Origin of the sequence: Microcystis sp. MC19 (assembly GCF_003019735.1) — a bacterium.
Lineage (GTDB): Bacteria > Cyanobacteriota > Cyanobacteriia > Cyanobacteriales > Microcystaceae > Microcystis.
Map to the genome: position 1 here is coordinate 318,351 of NZ_CP020664.1, position 15,214 is coordinate 333,564.

Consider the following 15,214-nt stretch of genomic DNA (forward strand, 5'->3'; position numbering starts at 1 on the left):
TCAACAAGGCTCATCTAGCAGTTACCGAAAATTTGGGTTAAGTACCGTAGGGCATACGGGAACTTTCGGGCTAGATCCGATAAACGCTTGGGGAGAGAATACCTCTACTTTTTCAGAAGCGATTCTGTCTAAGCAAGTGATCTCGGTGAACCAAGAATCCCCACACCTTTAGGCAACGGGAGTGTCAACGATTTTCAACGATTAAAAACATGAATTGCTTAGAAAAAAAAATGGTGGAACTGTTAAGAGAACTCAGGGAAGATCACCATGTTTCAGGGGTAAAAGCGGAATTCGAGACGGAAGGAACCCGACTGACGGAAGCGATGCGGTTGAAAGAAATTAGTCTGAAAGCGGGGGTGGATTTTAATCTGAAAATCGCCGGTTGCGAAGCGATCAGAGATATCTTTGATGGGGTTAATTTAGGAGTTGATCGCTTAATTGCTCCCATGGTAGAAACAGCCTACGCTTTACAAAAATATCTGCGGGCAGCCAGGAGGGTTTTAGCTGACCAAGGGGTGGAAGATGTGGAGCTATTAGTTAATATCGAAACGATTACTGCCTGTGAGAATTTTCAGGAAATGTTGGCGATTCCAGAGATAAAATCTCTCCATGGTATCGTCATCGGACGGATGGATTTAGCCTGTTCTTTGGGATTAACCCGTCAGGATGTGAATAGCAAGCAAGTTTTGGATCTGGCTTTACCTTTGGCAAAAAAAGCTAAGGCTGCTGGTTTGACTGTTGCTATTGGGGGTGCGGTGTCACTAGATTCTTTACCGTTTTTCAAAATGTTCTGCCAAGGACATTTTGACCGCTTCGAGACGCGCAAAGTTATCTTTGATTGTCCCCAAGCTTTGGATAATTTCAGTTTAGCTTTGCCAAAAGCGATCGAGTTTGAATTACTCTGGCTAGAGAATAAGAAAAATTATTATGGTGCTATTGTTCGTGAAGATGACCAGCGTTTAGAAATCTTGCATAATTTACTTTTTGGTTAAAGATATTGGACTGATTATGAATAAATTCTCTTAATTATTTTACAATGGTAACTAGGAAGCAATTTAACCCACTTTTGCGGTTTCTTTTTCTGAGGATTTAGATGATCCATAAATCTTACCAACAGTTTCGACAATGCCAGATTCTCTAAAGCACGAACTTCTGCACTATGCCAAGTATCTCATAGAAAACCACTCAAAAGAATATATGGAATGAACGTCTTTCTGTAACCATAAACTACTTTGATAATGGAAAACACCTCAAGAGCGGAGAAATCAATCAATGTTTACCACAATAGAAGATAAACAATCCCTTTCCCTCGAAGCATTTCTTGTCCTTCCAGAAACTAAGCCTGCTAGAGAATATTATCATGGAATTGTCACTCAAAAACCTATGCCCAAAGGAAAACACAGCATCTTACAATTTGAGTTAGCCTCTGCCATTAATCAACAGACTAAACCTCTAAAATTAGCTTATGCTCTACCTGAATTACGTTGTACTTTTGCAGAACGTTCAATTGTGCCAGATATTGCGGTGATTCGTTGGGAGAATTTGCCACGAGATCTAGATGGAGAAATGGCTGATAAATTTTTAAGTTATCCCGATTGGATTATTGAAATTATGTCTCCCGAACAATCTGTTACCTTAGTGATGGAAAAGATTATTTTCTGTTTACAACAAGGAACAGAATTAGGTTGGTTGATTGATCCTTCAGCAAAGTCAGTCACCGTTTTTCAAACAGGATTACCGAAAGTACATATTGCAACCGCAGGCAATAATCAGCCTTTAGCGGTGATTAAAGGATTAGAAAGTTGGCTAATATCAGCAGTGGATATTTTTGCTTGGCTAAAGGTTTAATTTGTTCTAAGTAGGTGGGTGGAATTAAATAAGTACCTAGAACGTAGGTTGGGTTGAAGCATGAAACCCAACGCCCGCATCGGTTACGCTACCGCTAACCCATCCTACAAATAATTGTGCCTCGCTACTTATCAGCATCGTTTGGTTTATCAGGTTCTTCTCCCCTCTCTCATACAGTCTTAACCAGTAATTTAGATAAGCTAAGACGCATTTAAAGCACTTATTCTTAAGATTAGCCGAATCTCCCCCAATCCCTTTACTGTTGCCTCTTGCCTCTTGCCTCTTGCCTCGTCTCAACAAGCAATTTAAATGCTTAACAGCTTAGTTAACAGCTTACCCGCAGACTTTCCTCGCAGCATATCTGGTACATTTTGTCAAAAAAACTTTTTCGTTTTAACATAAGTACACATATTTTTGGCAAAAGATCTTTTTCGTCAAAGGAGCAATTGGCAAGTTTTTACCGGGGACTAATTAGTAATCCTAGACGTGGTAAGGGTTTCAAGGCACAAGGACTAAAAATGCACAGAGTAACCCAATTCTTGGATTTTAGCAGCGGGCTGTAACTAAGTACCTAAGCAAAATTAATTACACATATCTAACCACCTCTTGCCTCTTGTCTCTTGCCTCTTGCCTATCTTCACTAGGAAATTAATTTTGCACGACTACTTATTGCAATCTCGTTGACAAATAGGAATTTTTCTCAATTATTTTTTAAGAAAAGTAAAGATTAAGGAATGTAAATTTAAATCTTCTCAAGTATATTGGGATTTTGATAAATTTTGCTTATATAAAGCAGCCCTTAGCATTCAGCTTCTGAGAGCAGTTATCGGCTCTCCCAGGTTTGCTGGGTAAAATGTATGCTAGGATACAGTCTTGCGGACGAGTGAGTGGAACGAACCACAGAGACACAAAGGACACAAAGATCGAGCGCTACTATATAAGTTAAACTTATCACACAAAAAATCCAGTTATAATTCATCTTTAGGAGAAACCCGATATTTTTCAGTGTAATTAGTGAATTTTCTTTTTATTATCAATCTAGCTGGGGCTGACGGCTAATAGCTTTCTTTTTCCTCCGTCACCAGAGTAATACCTGTCCATTCTCCCTTATCATCATAAGAACGAATTAAGCGCTGTCTTTGAGTAGGAGAAAGTAACCAACCAGCCTCTAAAACAAAAGGATGACCGGCAGTAATTTTCAGAGGTGTATTACAGGAAGCACCATCCGGCAGTAGCAGAATTTGCACTGGCAGCGGACTATTTTCAAACAACAATCTTTGTCCCTCAATCCGAGCGCTAGAAGTAATTTGATTATCGCCAAAAGTCAAAGTTTGCGAGAGATAATTATCCCCCTGACGCTCGATCGATACATGGGTAGAATAGGCAGGAGAATTATAAAAATCGCGTCCCGTTGTCACCGCTTGTCCTCGCCATTGACCCAGTAATTGCTCCACCGTTAACATCGGTCTTTCTGGGGAGCTAGAATCGGTCAACTTTTCCCGAATTAAAGTCAAGCGATCGAACTCACAGCGCTCATTAAATAACTGTACGATTCTTAATCGTCTTTCCCCAGAGATTAACCCAAATTCTGCTCCGAATTGTGAGGAAAAACTACTAAAATATAGAGAACCCTGACAAAAAGCTCCCGTCTGGCTAAATAGAATACCCTGATGGAGAGAACTATACTCTAAAATCAAATCTTCTGGCGCTCGATCGCTGTAGAGACGGCGGACCAATTGACGAATCGAGCGATTATTATTAATGCCTTGCAAAGATACCAAAGTCGGGGTATCTTCGAGCAGATCGCCTTGGGGAGACAGACGGGTAAAAGAACCTTGCCATTGACCGAGATTTTTGAGTAAACATTCCCACTGGGAGAGCATAATAATTGAAGTAATTGGGGGAAATAGGACAAAATACATGGGAACAATTCGATTAATGCACGCCAAACTCCATCAAGTGCGCGTCAGCGAGGCTAACGTCGATTATGTCGGCAGTATCACTATCGATCAAGAATTGATCGAGCGGGTCGGTATTTTGCCCCTTGAAGAGGTGGATGTGGTCAATCTTAGCAATGGTAAGCGCTTTTCTACCTACGTTTTTCCCGGCCACACCGGGGAAATTTGCCCTAACGGTGGTGCAGCTCTGCTCTGTCAACCCGGAGATATTTTGATTATCTATGCCTACGAACAACGTCCGAGGCAAGAAGTTCTCGAAAAGGGTCATTTTGCCAAAGTTCTCGTCGCTGATGCCGAAAATCGCTGTCAGCAATTTTTTGAACAGAGCCTAATTCCCCGGGGTGATGGTCAGGGAGTGGAATTCTATAGCCAAGAATGCTGATTCTTGTCCTAAATTTGTTAACTTTCCCGTCATAATAAGAATAAGTAATGTAAATTTTCTTAAATCAACCCCCATGCGTGTAATTCTCATGACCGGTAAAGGAGGCGTGGGTAAAACCTCCGTCGCCGCCGCTACAGGACTCCGCTGCGCCGAACTTGGCTATAAAACCCTAGTTCTCAGCACCGATCCCGCTCACTCTCTCGCTGACAGTTTCGATCTCGAATTAGGTCACGATCCTCGGTTGGTACGTCCCCATCTCTGGGGGGCAGAATTAGACGCACTAATGGAATTAGAAGGCAACTGGGGCGCGGTAAAACGTTATATCACCCAGGTATTGCAAGCTAGGGGTTTGGATGGAGTGCAAGCGGAAGAATTAGCGATTTTACCCGGAATGGATGAGATTTTCGGCTTAGTTCGCATGAAGCGCCACTACGATGAGGGTACTTATGATGTGTTGATTATCGATTCCGCACCCACGGGGACAGCTTTACGATTGCTGAGTTTGCCAGAAGTGGGCGGTTGGTACATGAGAAGATTTTACAAACCTTTACAGGGAATGTCGGTGGCATTGCGACCACTGGTGGAACCTTTATTTCGACCGATCGTCGGTTTTTCCCTACCGGACAAGGAGGTTATGGATGCTCCCTACGAGTTTTATGAGCAGATCGAGGCTTTAGAAAAGGTTTTGACCGATAATACTCAAACCTCGGTACGTTTGGTGACAAACCCCGAAAAAATGGTGATTAAGGAGTCTTTACGCGCCCATGCCTACCTAAGTCTCTATAATGTTTCCACCGATTTGATTATTGCTAATCGGATTATTCCCGACAAAGTAACCGATCCTTTCTTTGCTCGTTGGAAAGAAAATCAACAGGGTTATAAACAGGAAATTTACGATAATTTTCATCCTTTACCGGTTAAGGAAGTTCCTCTCTACTCCGAAGAAATGTGTGGTTTACCCGCTTTGGAAAGACTGAAAGAAACTCTTTTTGCTGGGGAAGATCCGACTAAGGTTTATTACCAAGAAAACACCATTCGGGTAGTTCAACAGGAAAATAAATACAGTCTGGAATTATATTTACCAGGTATACCCAAGGAACAAATACAGCTAAATAAAACTGGAGACGAGTTAAATATTCGCATCGGTAATCACCGTCGCAATTTAGTCTTACCCCAAGCTTTAGCAGCCCTGAAACCTTCTGGAGCAAAAATGGAAGATGATTACCTGAAAATCTCTTTTAGCAACGTGGTGAAAGTGTAATTTTCCTAGATTGGGTGGGAAGCTTTTCAGTGATCAGTGATCAGTGATCAGTAATCAGTGAACTGAAAAATAACATCTGATAACTGATAGCTGTTTCCCATCGACCGTCTCGACTGGGAAATTAATTTTGCACCACTACTTAGGGTTTGCGGCAAAAAGTAGGGGCGAAGCATTCGGATAGAAAATCTACGGTTTCAGCGATAGGTTATTGCCCGAATGCTTCGCCCTGACAGGACTTGAAAATCTGGCAGCTGCTTCGCCAAACAGGCCCACAAACCCCTTACCTCGTCTATATTTCACATTTATTCAGCCAACCTTACCGATGATTTTCCCAGAAAAATCAAGAGAGTCATATTTTTTCTAACCATGCCAGGACACTTTCAACATCTGCCACTTTTTCTCCTTCAGGTACGGGTGGACGTTGTACCATGACCACGGTTATTCCCAACTCTCTAGCGGCGATAATTTTGGCGTAGGTGGCATCACCGCCGCTATTTTTACTCACGATCGCCCCAATCTTATATTCTTGTAAAAGAGAGCGCTCTGACTGCAAAGAAAAAGGCCCCCGTTCCAACAATAATTTTCCAACCGGTACGATGGCATCTGCTTCTGGAGGGTCAATCATCCGCATCAAAAACCAGATATTTTTTAGATGTGCATAACTTGCCAGTTCTTGCCGACCAATAGTGAGAAATATCCGCGGCGCTAACCCGGGTAAAATATTCGCTGCCGCTTGATTGTTTTCTACTTCAATCCAATTATCTCCAGATACTTTTTCCCAAGCTGGACGACTTAAGATTAATCGAGGAATACCACAATCCGAGGCGGCTTGAGCGGCATTAAAGGAAATTTGCGCGGCAAAGGGATGGGTGGCATCAATTAAACAATCAATGCTTTCTTGCCGCAGATAATTGGCTAACCCGGTGGCACCACCAAACCCCCCCCGGCGAGAGGGAGTTGTGAGGGTAATCGGTTCTCTCGTGCGACCGGCAAAGGAAGCGATGGCATCTATACCCGGAATTGCCGCAATTTTAGCCGCTAATGCCGCCGCTTCCCCCGTTCCCCCTAAAATCAGCACTCTTTTATTTTTAGTCATCCAGATAATTGCCAAAAGGTTAACTAATTTTCCATCTTCTCACCGGCTCTCTTGGGTGGGTAAAGGAAGGAACCACAAAGACACAAAGAAAGATCGCTCCCATATAAGTAGCTGGTTATAATTAGGGCTTGCTGAATAAAGCTAAAAACCTTGTTGGATAAGACTTTTAGACCTTTTGTCAATCAAAAAGTACCGGATATGGGAGTGATCGGGGGGAAATTTAGGCACTTTTTCCCTGAAAATTAGGTAATTGACCGCCTGAAAATGGGTAAAACCCTACACCCCACACCCCACACCCCACACCCTGCCCCCACCAACAAACTTTTTGCCGCAAACCCTACTTATCATCTACCTATCTTAAAAACTTGACATTTCTACCTAAATTCTATATTCTGCGGACGAGGCCGTACAACCTAGCGAGTTAATCTGCGCTAAGTTACTACAAACCTTTTTTCCGAGCAGATGCTCAGAAGATAGACCATCAATCAAGACCAATTTCAACCTTCTTAACCTTAAATTGGAAAAATGACCAAAAATCAGCAAATTCTGGCAAAAATCGGGGGGGGGTAGCCTTGCTCTCCTTCTTTCCCTAGGTTTAGGACAACAAGCTTCTGCTGTCACCCTCGTTGAGAACTTATCTCAAGGAAATAATGGCGTAGGTGTTGCACAGCTTGCTAATTGGCAAGGAGCAAGCTTTACAACTGGCAGTAGCAGTTATAACCTTAATTCTGCTACTCTTTTGTTCGGAGAAAACACCGCCGATCCCAACTTGTTTCTTCGTATCTATAGCAACAGCAGTGGAGTCCCTGGCACTCAGCTAACCAGTTTTACTAACCCGGCTTCCATTACTACCACTCTCGCCAATAACACCTTTACCCTGGCTACTCCGTACACATTAGCCGCTAATACCACTTACTGGTTAGTCAGTGGTATTTCAAGTGGTACTGGGTCTTATCGTTGGGGGTATACCTCATCTCCCGCTCAAACAGGACTCCCTGGCTGGACGATTGGTAATGGTTACGTTCAGAGTACCAATCAAGGGGGAAGTTGGAGTTCTTTTCCTACTGATGGCCCTTACCAATTTAGCCTTGAGGGGACTACTCCTCCTCCCACTAGCGTCCCTGAACCGGGTTCCGTGGTTGCCTTGTTAGGATTGGGAGGATTAGGGTTAGCTTCTAGCCTGAAGAAACGGAAATAGGAACAGTAGGGTGGGGGCGACTCGATTCTCTTGTCTCGTGCCAAGGTTCCACCTGGCAATAGGAAAAGTCAGCGTCTCCCTCCCTTCCCTGATAGGTTATAGCATTTTTCTTTATTCGTGGCAGACATCCTACTCCCCTCTCCCACCCCCGACCCCCCCGATGTCGGCGGGGCAGGGGGGTGAGGGCAATTAAGGGACTTGCGCTTTGATAATGTACCTTTTGGGCGAACGCAGTTCGCCCCTACATTGTGGACAAAATCCGTTACTGTAGGGGCGCAAGGAACTTGCGCCCTCCGATAGATCAGGTTTGCTGATCACCCTAAGTAGGGGGAGAGCCTTCGAGATGTTATCGCAACCGAATCGGCGGTTAGGACATTGACAATCTCCGAAACCCTCTCATACCAAATCCTGTCTCCTGTCTCTTAACCCCACCAACAAACTTTTTGCCGCAAACCCTACTTAAGTAGGTGGGTGGAATTAAATATAAAATAAACGTAGGTTGGGTTGAAGCATGAAACCCAACGCCCGCATGGGTTACGCTACCGCTAACCCATCCTACAAATAATTGTGCCTACCTACTTAAGACTTTTGCTATAGTTCTAGAAGAGGGCTAAAAAAATAGCAAACTAAGGAAATTTCTCCTTTGCTAGTTTTGCCGTGAACAACTATGTTAAAAAAAGTCAATTATCTGCGATCGCTATCCTGTTTTCTCGCTATAATCCTCTGGAGTAGTACCCTAGGGATTAACCCTAGCCTCGCGGTCAATGATAATTGTCAACTGTCCGAATCGGAAATCAAACAACAAGAAAATCTGCGTCAAACTTCCCCCCAAGAATATGACATTTTATTGCAGAAATATGCTGCACAATTGCGCTTTTGTCGTTCCCGACACTGGTTACAGGAACAGGCAATCTGGTTACGTCTCTACTCCTGTGATACCCGCCCCGGATCGATAGAAAGTATTCTCGATCGCATCGTGGCCAAAGGTTATAATATAGTTTATCTGGAAGTTTTCGCCGATGGTCAAGTCCTATTACCTCCTAACAATAATCCCACGGTTTGGGACAGCGTGATTAAAAATCCCAGTGCCGGAAATGTGGATTTATTAGCACAGGTGATCGAACAGGGACATAAACGCGGTTTAAAGGTTTATGCTTGGTTATTTAGCCTCAATTTTGGCTATGCTTATAGCTTAAAACCCGAGCGACAGGAGGTGTTAGCACGCAATGGTAAAGGACAGGATAGCACCTCTTTTGTCGATGATCAATCCCAAACTTTTGTCGATCCCTACAGCAATCAAGCGCGACAGGATTATTTAATTCTCCTAGAAGCGATTTTACAACGTCGTCCCGATGGAGTTTTATTTGATTATATTCGCTATCCGAGAGGAACTGGAGTCGATTCCGTGGCTGATAATGTCCAAGATTTATGGATTTTTAGTCCGGCATCCCGACAAGCTTTAATTAATCGAGGATTGAATAATAAGGGCAAATTTTTAATTGATCGCTATCTGACTCGTGGTCAAATTTCCCCTGATGATATCGTCGAAGCAGATCGCCTTTATCCCCAAGAAACTGACCCTCTTTGGCAGGGTAGAATCCCCTTAGAAGAGGAGATGAAACAATCAGTTAAAAGTCGTTTTGATCGCCTCAAATTAGAACTTTGGTTCCTAGCGGTTGCCCATGCTGCCCAGGGTGTCATTGATTATATTAGTTATTTTTCTGCCCTAGTAGAACGTCAGGGAATTCCCGCCGGGGCAGTGTTTTTTCCTGATGGAAATCGTCTTGTGGGTAATCAAGGTTTTGATTCCCGTTTACAAGCTTGGGATAGTTTTCCCGCTTCCCTAGAATGGCATCCCATGTCCTACGCTAATTGTAACGATACCACCTGTGTGGTTAATCAGATCAAAAGAGTAGTGGCAAGCAGGGGAAATCAAACTGCTGTTATCCCAGCTTTAGCGGGTTTATGGGGACAACCCTATAACAATCGTCCCTCCTTAGAAGTGCAAATGGAAGCGATTCGCATAGCCTTTCCCAGCATAGATAGTATCAGTCATTTTGCTTTTTCTTGGCAAGAACCACAATTCGATCGAGCCAGAAGATTTTGTCAAAAGTAACCGCATTTACACCTCCACTTTTACTTCCTCTGTCTCTGTTTGTTCCTGTAGTGGGGTAACTATCAAAGGCGGCAGTTCCGGTTCGGCGGTGTTGAGAGTTGGTGTAATATCGACGTAGTTAATCACCGCCCCTAAAATTTTCACTTCCGCTTCTGTTAACTGGTCAGTTGCTTCACTCAAGAGACTAGAACGAGTTATCGCCTGGCGAGTTACTAGAATAATCCCGTCCGCTAGTTCTTCTAAGAGAAGGGCATCATTACAGCTAGACAGAGAAGGAGTATCGACAATCACCAGATCGAAACGGCCGCGAGAATCCTTGAGAATTAATTGTAATTCGCTCGATTCAATGATAGCTGCCGCTTGTTTTTGCGGACCGGGACTAGGCAAAATCGAAAGGTTTTCAATATTTGGGGCCAGCCGGATCGATTTACTTTTTGCCCCGTAGTAAAGTAGGGGTTCTCGGAAAGAATTGGGATCGGGAGTGACCCCGATTTTTTCAGCGTTGGAAAGACTTCTCAGATCTCCTTCGACTAACAGAGTCCGTCGGCCTGCTAAAGCGGCCGCGATGGCCAGATTATAGGCAGTGGCGGTTTTCCCCTCTCCGCCGGTAATACTGGTGACAATAACTACTTTCACCGTTTCGCCGCCGCCCACAAGTCGCAGGGTACTGCGTAAACGTTCGTAGTAGGGGAGATAATTGACATTAGCATCGGCGAGAATCGGATCGATTTCATCGCCCTCTAAATTGCGGACAATGGGCAACTGTCCCAAGAGGAGGATATCCCGGCTAACCAAAGCTTCCCGCAATTCTTGGGGACTGTGCAGGCGATCATCGATCACTGCTAACAGAAGGATCGTACCCAATCCAGCTAAAGTTCCCAAACCAGCCCCCGCTAAGAGAATCAAGAGACGATTTTTGCGATTAAACACCTGTTCGATCGCTTGAGCCACCGGTGGTTGGGCGACGGTGAGACTACCCACAGTTTCCGCTTCTGCGGCCTGAGCATCCACCAGAGCATTGAGGATATTCTCGTAGATACCCCGTTGAAAGGCGACGGCTTGGGTTAAACGAGCTTGCTGTAGCTGTTTATCGGGGAATTTCTCGTATTGGGAGCGTAATTGCTGTTCCTGAGTCACTAAGGATTCTAATTGTTTCATTAAACCCTCGCGCTGGGTTTGCAGGGTAACTAATTGAGCCGCTAGTTGTTGACGGGTGGCATCGAGATTACTTTGCTGACGGATGCGACTGCTGGGAAGAGCGGTAAGAACGCCATCTTTTCCGATTACCTCGGCGGCTCTTTTTTGTAGGAGAGATTCGTTAACTTGCTGTTGTTTGCGTAATTTAACTACGGTGGGATGTTCGGGACGTAAATCCTTCTCTAGTCGCTCCAATTGGCTTTCCGTACCCAAGATCTGGGCTCGGATACTGGCAATAATCGGGTCGGCACTCAGGGCCGAGGAGGTGTAAGCTTGATCGGGGGTTAAATCGAGTTGTTTACTCAGACTATTAATCTGTCCTTGAATGCCTTGCAGTTCTAGACGAATTTCTCGCTGTTGCTGTTGACTACCGGTGATAGCGGTGAATAAACTCCCATCTTGAATCGCCAATAAATCTGAACCCTGGGTGCTAATGTAGCGATAAAACTTTTCTTCGGCTCTGGTTAAATCTTTTTGGACTTCGTTAAGTCGGACACTGAGCGCCTCTATGCGGGCCCGTAACTGGGAAGTATTCAGCCAGCGACTGTATTCCACCATTTCCTTCATCAAGGTTTCCAGAATTAACTCTGCCTTGGACTGGGAGTCGGACGTTAACTCTAAAAGTATCTCTTGGGGTTGGTCGCTATTATTTTTTTGTCCCTCTCCTTCACCGGGGAAGGTGATTTTTAAATCTTGATCGCGAATTTTAATGATCTGTTCTTGATTAAATTGTAATTTTTTGGCCGCATTGACTAATACCCGGGGAGACAGCAGTAAATCGCGATCAATCGCCCGCCCTTGTTCTTGCAGTTGGGTTCCTGTAGTGGTAAAAGCTGGCGGCGGCACCCGGTAGGCCAATTGTCCCAGCGCCCGATAAAAGGTGGGGGGTTTCTCAGGATCGGGTAGGAGAGCAAAGATCACAGAACCGCCTAAACAGACCAGGAAGACGAATATTCCTACAAATTTGTTCTGATCTAGCGAGATGAGAAATCGTTTAATAATTGGTACAGCCATAACTTTTTAATCTATTCCCAGATTCTTTACATTCTAACGGTCAAGAGTTATTCTCGGCCTTGAAATCCTAGCCTATGAAGTTGTCTTCAGGAGCGAAGGGAGCGAGTTGCCCCTCAATTATTGGAAGTTATCGAATTGATTGCTAATGTCGAGAATTGTATTGGTAAAACTGGTAATATCCCGGATGGGTTGGGTGACAATATTAAAAGCAGCGAAAATTTCCCCTAAGAGGGTGCGGGTGACGATAATTACGTCTTGATCTTCTAAGGGAACATTTTGGGAGATATCTCCCCTAACTGCCGCTATCGGACTCAACGTTTGACTAACAATTCCCCCTTTGGCACTGTCAAAACGGAGCAGGGACACTTCATTGACATTAATCCGCAGGCGATCGGAAACTGGCAAACTAGCCACCACATCGAGGAAGGTACTGCCATTAGGAATCGAAACATTTCTCAGGGCAATGCCCGAAGGAAGTAAGGGAGCTAAAACCCTGATTGTGATATTCTGCTGGGTGAGAGTGGTTCTCGCCACCAGTGTGCGATTATATCCCGTTTCTTGGCCCACTTCTAACTTGGAAACAATCACGGCATCGCCTCCTTGCAGAGGCAGATCTGGCAAGCGGTCCCCTTTAATCAAGGGAGTATAAAGGTCAAGTTTCTCCTCTAATACTGTACCATCGACTAAAACCCGACGGACAAGGATCGAACGCAGATCAGCCCTGGGGGTGCCACCCCCCGCCGCCAAAAGTACCTGCGCTAGGGGAGTATTAGGAGCAACACTATAAAACCCCGGTCGCTGTACCTCTCCTAGAATGGTTAACTGGACGGGACGGGCAGTGGTTAAAACCGCAATCACTTCTGGTTCCTCCCGCAAGTATTTTCGCCCCAATTCCAGGCGGATTTTAGTTTGCACTTCGTCTAAAGTCAAGCCCAGCACGGGAATACGCCCTAAAATCGGTACCAGAAAATTACCATCGGGATCCACAGGACCTGCAGAATTAAATTCGGGAAAATCGGGAACCGAGACGCTGATTTGATCGCCGATATCGAGTCGATAGGCCTGAATTGGTCGGGATTGGGGATTATTGGGAGAGTAAACCGGTGGACTGTAGCCGCTAGGGGGAATCGTGTTTTCGGGAAAGGTGGGATTAGGGGGTTGGGGCGGCAAAAATTCCAACCCGGCCCCCGGTTGAGTCTGGGGTATGGACAAAGGACCCTGGGCCTTGAGGCTCTCGGAGTGAATTATCCACAAGAACCCTGTCAGACCCAACCCTGATAGGGCCATGGCCCCGGTTCTGAATAAACTAACTGGCAAAAACTTGTCGAGCATCGGTGGAATCATAGAGACATATCAATTTATTTTCTGGGAGTTATCTAGTGGGAGAGGAACAAAGAAGCTATCAAGGGCTAGAAAAGTGCCTTGAGCTAGCTTCTTGGAAGAGATGGTTGGCAGCGGCCAAATTACTTTTCTTTTGTGGACTGAGGGACAGAAGTTAATTGACTTAAGACATTTTGTTCTAAGTTACTTTGTACTTCCCTAGCGAGATTGAGAGCAAAGGGAGTGAGAGTTTGCAGTTCTTTGGTCGGGTCTAAGGGAATCAGTAAGGAAACGGCTATCCAGGGTACTCTTTGTCTTTTCAATTGCGCCCATTGGTCAAGCCAATACCAAACAGAGGGATCGTAATGACCACCACCTAGCCAAGCATACCACTGCACCACGGCAAAGGTGTTTTGTGTCCAAGCCCGATAGAATCTAGCCGTGGCCTTTCCTCCCGACCTGGTGGGAATTAATAGCTCGGTTGTTTCCCCCTGATTCCAACGACTAATCGAACTGATATCCGACCATTCTAATCCGGGTTGATTTTTATAGTAGATCTGTGGCTTTAAAAGCAGGGTGATCCTCTTGCCCTCAGAACTTTCCAGCACTTGTACCGACCATTTTCCCTCACCGATTTCCCCTTGGCTCTGGTTGATGGTTTTCAGGTCAGACAACTCGATTCCCGATTTTTGTAAGGCCTGCATTTTCTGAATATTACCGATTCTCGGTTGCTCCACCCAAGACCAATGGCCAGAAATTAAATTGGGCAAGATACCCCCTAAAATCAAAATCACCAGCAGGCACAACAGGAGTAGATAATTACCCGGTAGCTTTTTTTTGATTTTATCTAACACTAAAGTTACCTCGGCTGGAATTTTTTGACTAATCACCCTTGTTACCTTCCTCTTGAGCTAGGGACTGTTTCCTGACCGCCTCGCGATACTGCATAATTTGGAAGACGAAAAGGACGAGTAATAACATAAAGACGGAGTATAAATCACCCCCCCAGCCATCGTGGAGTAACACAAAGTTTTCCTTTTGCCCCGTGCCGTTAAACCAGGCTAAAAGCGAGTTACGAACGATATTGGCCCCGACACTAATTGCAAAGGCACTGAGGAGCATAAAGCGCGTTTTACGACCGTTTTCGATGGTATCTGTCCAATGGAGCAGCAGCAGCGTGACGTAAAGACTGGTAAATAACATTTTCAGCCCCGCACAGTAGGGGGCGACCTCCACCATCCTACCTTCTACCGCTACATGGATACCGTCAACGGAGACATCTAAGCCCGCTTGCTGGAGAATAAAACCAGCGCAAGCGGCAATAAAAATCTGTAGGGGTAGGGTATAGGGAGTGATCAGGTAGGGGATAGGATTAGGAGTCGCTAAAGCTGTTAAAAGTAGAGGAAATCCCTGTAATTTAAAACCTTCCCTTCCTTTTAACCAGAGACAGATGCCCGCTAACATAATCGGGAAAGACATACTAACCCAAACAGAGGAACTGAGGAGATAAAAAATCGCTCCTAGGGTTAACAAAAACGCTCCGAGGGGATGGGAGCGATCTTCGAGGCGCTGCCATTTTTTACGATTCTGCCAGACAATATAGACTGCGTAGGGAAGGCCGATCAAGCCGTGGCTAAAGTATTCATGTTCGACGCTGATCGATTTATTCAGCCAACCATCGTACCAATGAAAGATCACCGGACCATAGATAACCGCCAAGAAACCGATAATCAGCCAAGATAGCCGATTTTTGTGGGAGACGGGAGATAGGGAAGGACTAATACCCATAGGAAGGAGCGATTTAGTGACAAATTCTGAATTTAT

13 protein-coding genes and 1 pseudogene are annotated in these 15,214 nt (G+C 44.9%); 8 read left to right on the forward strand and 6 right to left on the reverse strand.

What is annotated here, in order from left to right; all coding sequences use genetic code 11:
• Positions 1-28: 28 nt before the first annotated feature.
• From B5D77_RS01595 to B5D77_RS01610, 4 genes and pseudogenes are all read left to right on the forward strand, one after another.
• Positions 29-172, forward strand: a pseudogene (locus B5D77_RS01595) (RNA-guided endonuclease TnpB family protein); the annotation flags it as partial.
• A 37-nt stretch (positions 173-209) separates the two neighbouring features.
• Positions 210-992, forward strand: a complete 783-nt coding sequence (locus B5D77_RS01600; RefSeq protein WP_106908150.1) for an aldolase/citrate lyase family protein — start codon at positions 210-212, stop codon at positions 990-992.
• Positions 993-1,125: 133 nt separating this feature from the next.
• Positions 1,126-1,206 (forward strand): DUF2281 domain-containing protein, encoded by an 81-nt coding sequence (locus B5D77_RS27895; RefSeq protein WP_071821284.1) that lies wholly within the window; start codon positions 1,126-1,128, stop codon positions 1,204-1,206.
• 66 nt (positions 1,207-1,272) lie between these two features.
• Positions 1,273-1,848, forward strand: coding sequence for a Uma2 family endonuclease (locus B5D77_RS01610; protein WP_002783255.1), 576 nt, complete (start codon positions 1,273-1,275; stop codon positions 1,846-1,848).
• Between the two features lie 1,055 nt (positions 1,849-2,903).
• Here B5D77_RS01610 and B5D77_RS01620 read toward each other — a convergent pair.
• Positions 2,904-3,731, reverse strand: a complete 828-nt coding sequence (locus B5D77_RS01620; protein ID WP_008201416.1) for a DUF3598 family protein — start codon at positions 3,729-3,731, stop codon at positions 2,904-2,906.
• Positions 3,732-3,768: 37 nt separating this feature from the next.
• Between B5D77_RS01620 and panD the strand changes: the two genes are divergently transcribed.
• Both panD and B5D77_RS01630 read left to right on the forward strand, forming a co-directional pair.
• Positions 3,769-4,188 carry an aspartate 1-decarboxylase gene (gene panD, locus B5D77_RS01625; protein WP_106908152.1) on the forward strand — a complete coding sequence of 140 codons (420 nt, stop codon included), beginning with the start codon at positions 3,769-3,771 and terminating at the stop codon, positions 4,186-4,188.
• A gap of 73 nt (positions 4,189-4,261) precedes the next feature.
• On the forward strand, positions 4,262-5,449 hold the full coding sequence (locus B5D77_RS01630; RefSeq protein WP_008201412.1) for a TRC40/GET3/ArsA family transport-energizing ATPase: 1,188 nt from the start codon (positions 4,262-4,264) through the stop codon (positions 5,447-5,449).
• A gap of 349 nt (positions 5,450-5,798) precedes the next feature.
• Here the strand turns inward: B5D77_RS01630 and B5D77_RS01640 are convergent, their stop codons facing one another.
• On the reverse strand, positions 5,799-6,545 hold the full coding sequence (locus tag B5D77_RS01640; protein ID WP_106908153.1) for a cobalt-precorrin-6A reductase: 747 nt from the start codon (positions 6,543-6,545) through the stop codon (positions 5,799-5,801).
• A gap of 535 nt (positions 6,546-7,080) precedes the next feature.
• On the opposite strand from B5D77_RS01640, the gene B5D77_RS01645 reads away from it, so the two are divergent.
• The gene (locus tag B5D77_RS01645) at positions 7,081-7,743 is read left to right on the forward strand and encodes a choice-of-anchor R domain-containing protein (RefSeq protein WP_106908154.1); all 663 of its coding nucleotides are present in this window, start codon (positions 7,081-7,083) and stop codon (positions 7,741-7,743) included.
• 667 nt (positions 7,744-8,410) lie between these two features.
• Positions 8,411-9,859 carry a family 10 glycosylhydrolase gene (locus B5D77_RS01650; protein ID WP_106908155.1) on the forward strand — a complete coding sequence of 483 codons (1,449 nt, stop codon included), beginning with the start codon at positions 8,411-8,413 and terminating at the stop codon, positions 9,857-9,859.
• A 6-nt stretch (positions 9,860-9,865) separates the two neighbouring features.
• Here the strand turns inward: B5D77_RS01650 and B5D77_RS01655 are convergent, their stop codons facing one another.
• From B5D77_RS01655 to crtB, 4 genes are all read right to left on the reverse strand, one after another.
• Positions 9,866-12,070 carry a tyrosine-protein kinase domain-containing protein gene (locus tag B5D77_RS01655; protein WP_106908156.1) on the reverse strand — a complete coding sequence of 735 codons (2,205 nt, stop codon included), beginning with the start codon at positions 12,068-12,070 and terminating at the stop codon, positions 9,866-9,868.
• Between the two features lie 117 nt (positions 12,071-12,187).
• Positions 12,188-13,402, reverse strand: a complete 1,215-nt coding sequence (locus B5D77_RS01660; RefSeq protein WP_106909938.1) for a polysaccharide biosynthesis/export family protein — start codon at positions 13,400-13,402, stop codon at positions 12,188-12,190.
• Positions 13,403-13,533: 131 nt separating this feature from the next.
• On the reverse strand, positions 13,534-14,280 hold the full coding sequence (locus B5D77_RS01665) for a cyanoexosortase B system-associated protein (protein ID WP_008201402.1): 747 nt from the start codon (positions 14,278-14,280) through the stop codon (positions 13,534-13,536).
• Entirely contained in the window at positions 14,273-15,178 is a 906-nt protein-coding gene (gene crtB / locus B5D77_RS01670; protein ID WP_106908157.1) for a cyanoexosortase B, read from the reverse strand. The genes B5D77_RS01665 and crtB overlap by 8 nt, the downstream gene beginning before the upstream one ends.
• Positions 15,179-15,214 lie beyond the last annotated feature (36 nt).

What these genes read in the sequence shown, in the direction of transcription:
- B5D77_RS01620 (WP_008201416.1), bottom strand. Translation starts at nt 3,731, where the DNA reads ATGCTCTCCCAGTGGGAATGTTTACTCAAAAATCTCGGTCAATGGCAA.
- B5D77_RS01655 (WP_106908156.1), bottom strand. Translation starts at nt 12,070, where the DNA reads ATGGCTGTACCAATTATTAAACGATTTCTCATCTCGCTAGATCAGAAC.
- B5D77_RS01650 (WP_106908155.1), top strand. Translation starts at nt 8,411, where the DNA reads ATGTTAAAAAAAGTCAATTATCTGCGATCGCTATCCTGTTTTCTCGCT.
- crtB (WP_106908157.1), bottom strand. Translation starts at nt 15,178, where the DNA reads ATGGGTATTAGTCCTTCCCTATCTCCCGTCTCCCACAAAAATCGGCTA.
- B5D77_RS01600 (WP_106908150.1), top strand. Translation starts at nt 210, where the DNA reads ATGAATTGCTTAGAAAAAAAAATGGTGGAACTGTTAAGAGAACTCAGG.
- B5D77_RS01640 (WP_106908153.1), bottom strand. Translation starts at nt 6,545, where the DNA reads ATGACTAAAAATAAAAGAGTGCTGATTTTAGGGGGAACGGGGGAAGCG.
- B5D77_RS27895 (WP_071821284.1), top strand. Translation starts at nt 1,126, where the DNA reads ATGCCAGATTCTCTAAAGCACGAACTTCTGCACTATGCCAAGTATCTC.
- B5D77_RS01660 (WP_106909938.1), bottom strand. Translation starts at nt 13,402, where the DNA reads ATGCTCGACAAGTTTTTGCCAGTTAGTTTATTCAGAACCGGGGCCATG.
- panD (WP_106908152.1), top strand. Translation starts at nt 3,769, where the DNA reads ATGGGAACAATTCGATTAATGCACGCCAAACTCCATCAAGTGCGCGTC.
- B5D77_RS01610 (WP_002783255.1), top strand. Translation starts at nt 1,273, where the DNA reads ATGTTTACCACAATAGAAGATAAACAATCCCTTTCCCTCGAAGCATTT.
- B5D77_RS01630 (WP_008201412.1), top strand. Translation starts at nt 4,262, where the DNA reads ATGCGTGTAATTCTCATGACCGGTAAAGGAGGCGTGGGTAAAACCTCC.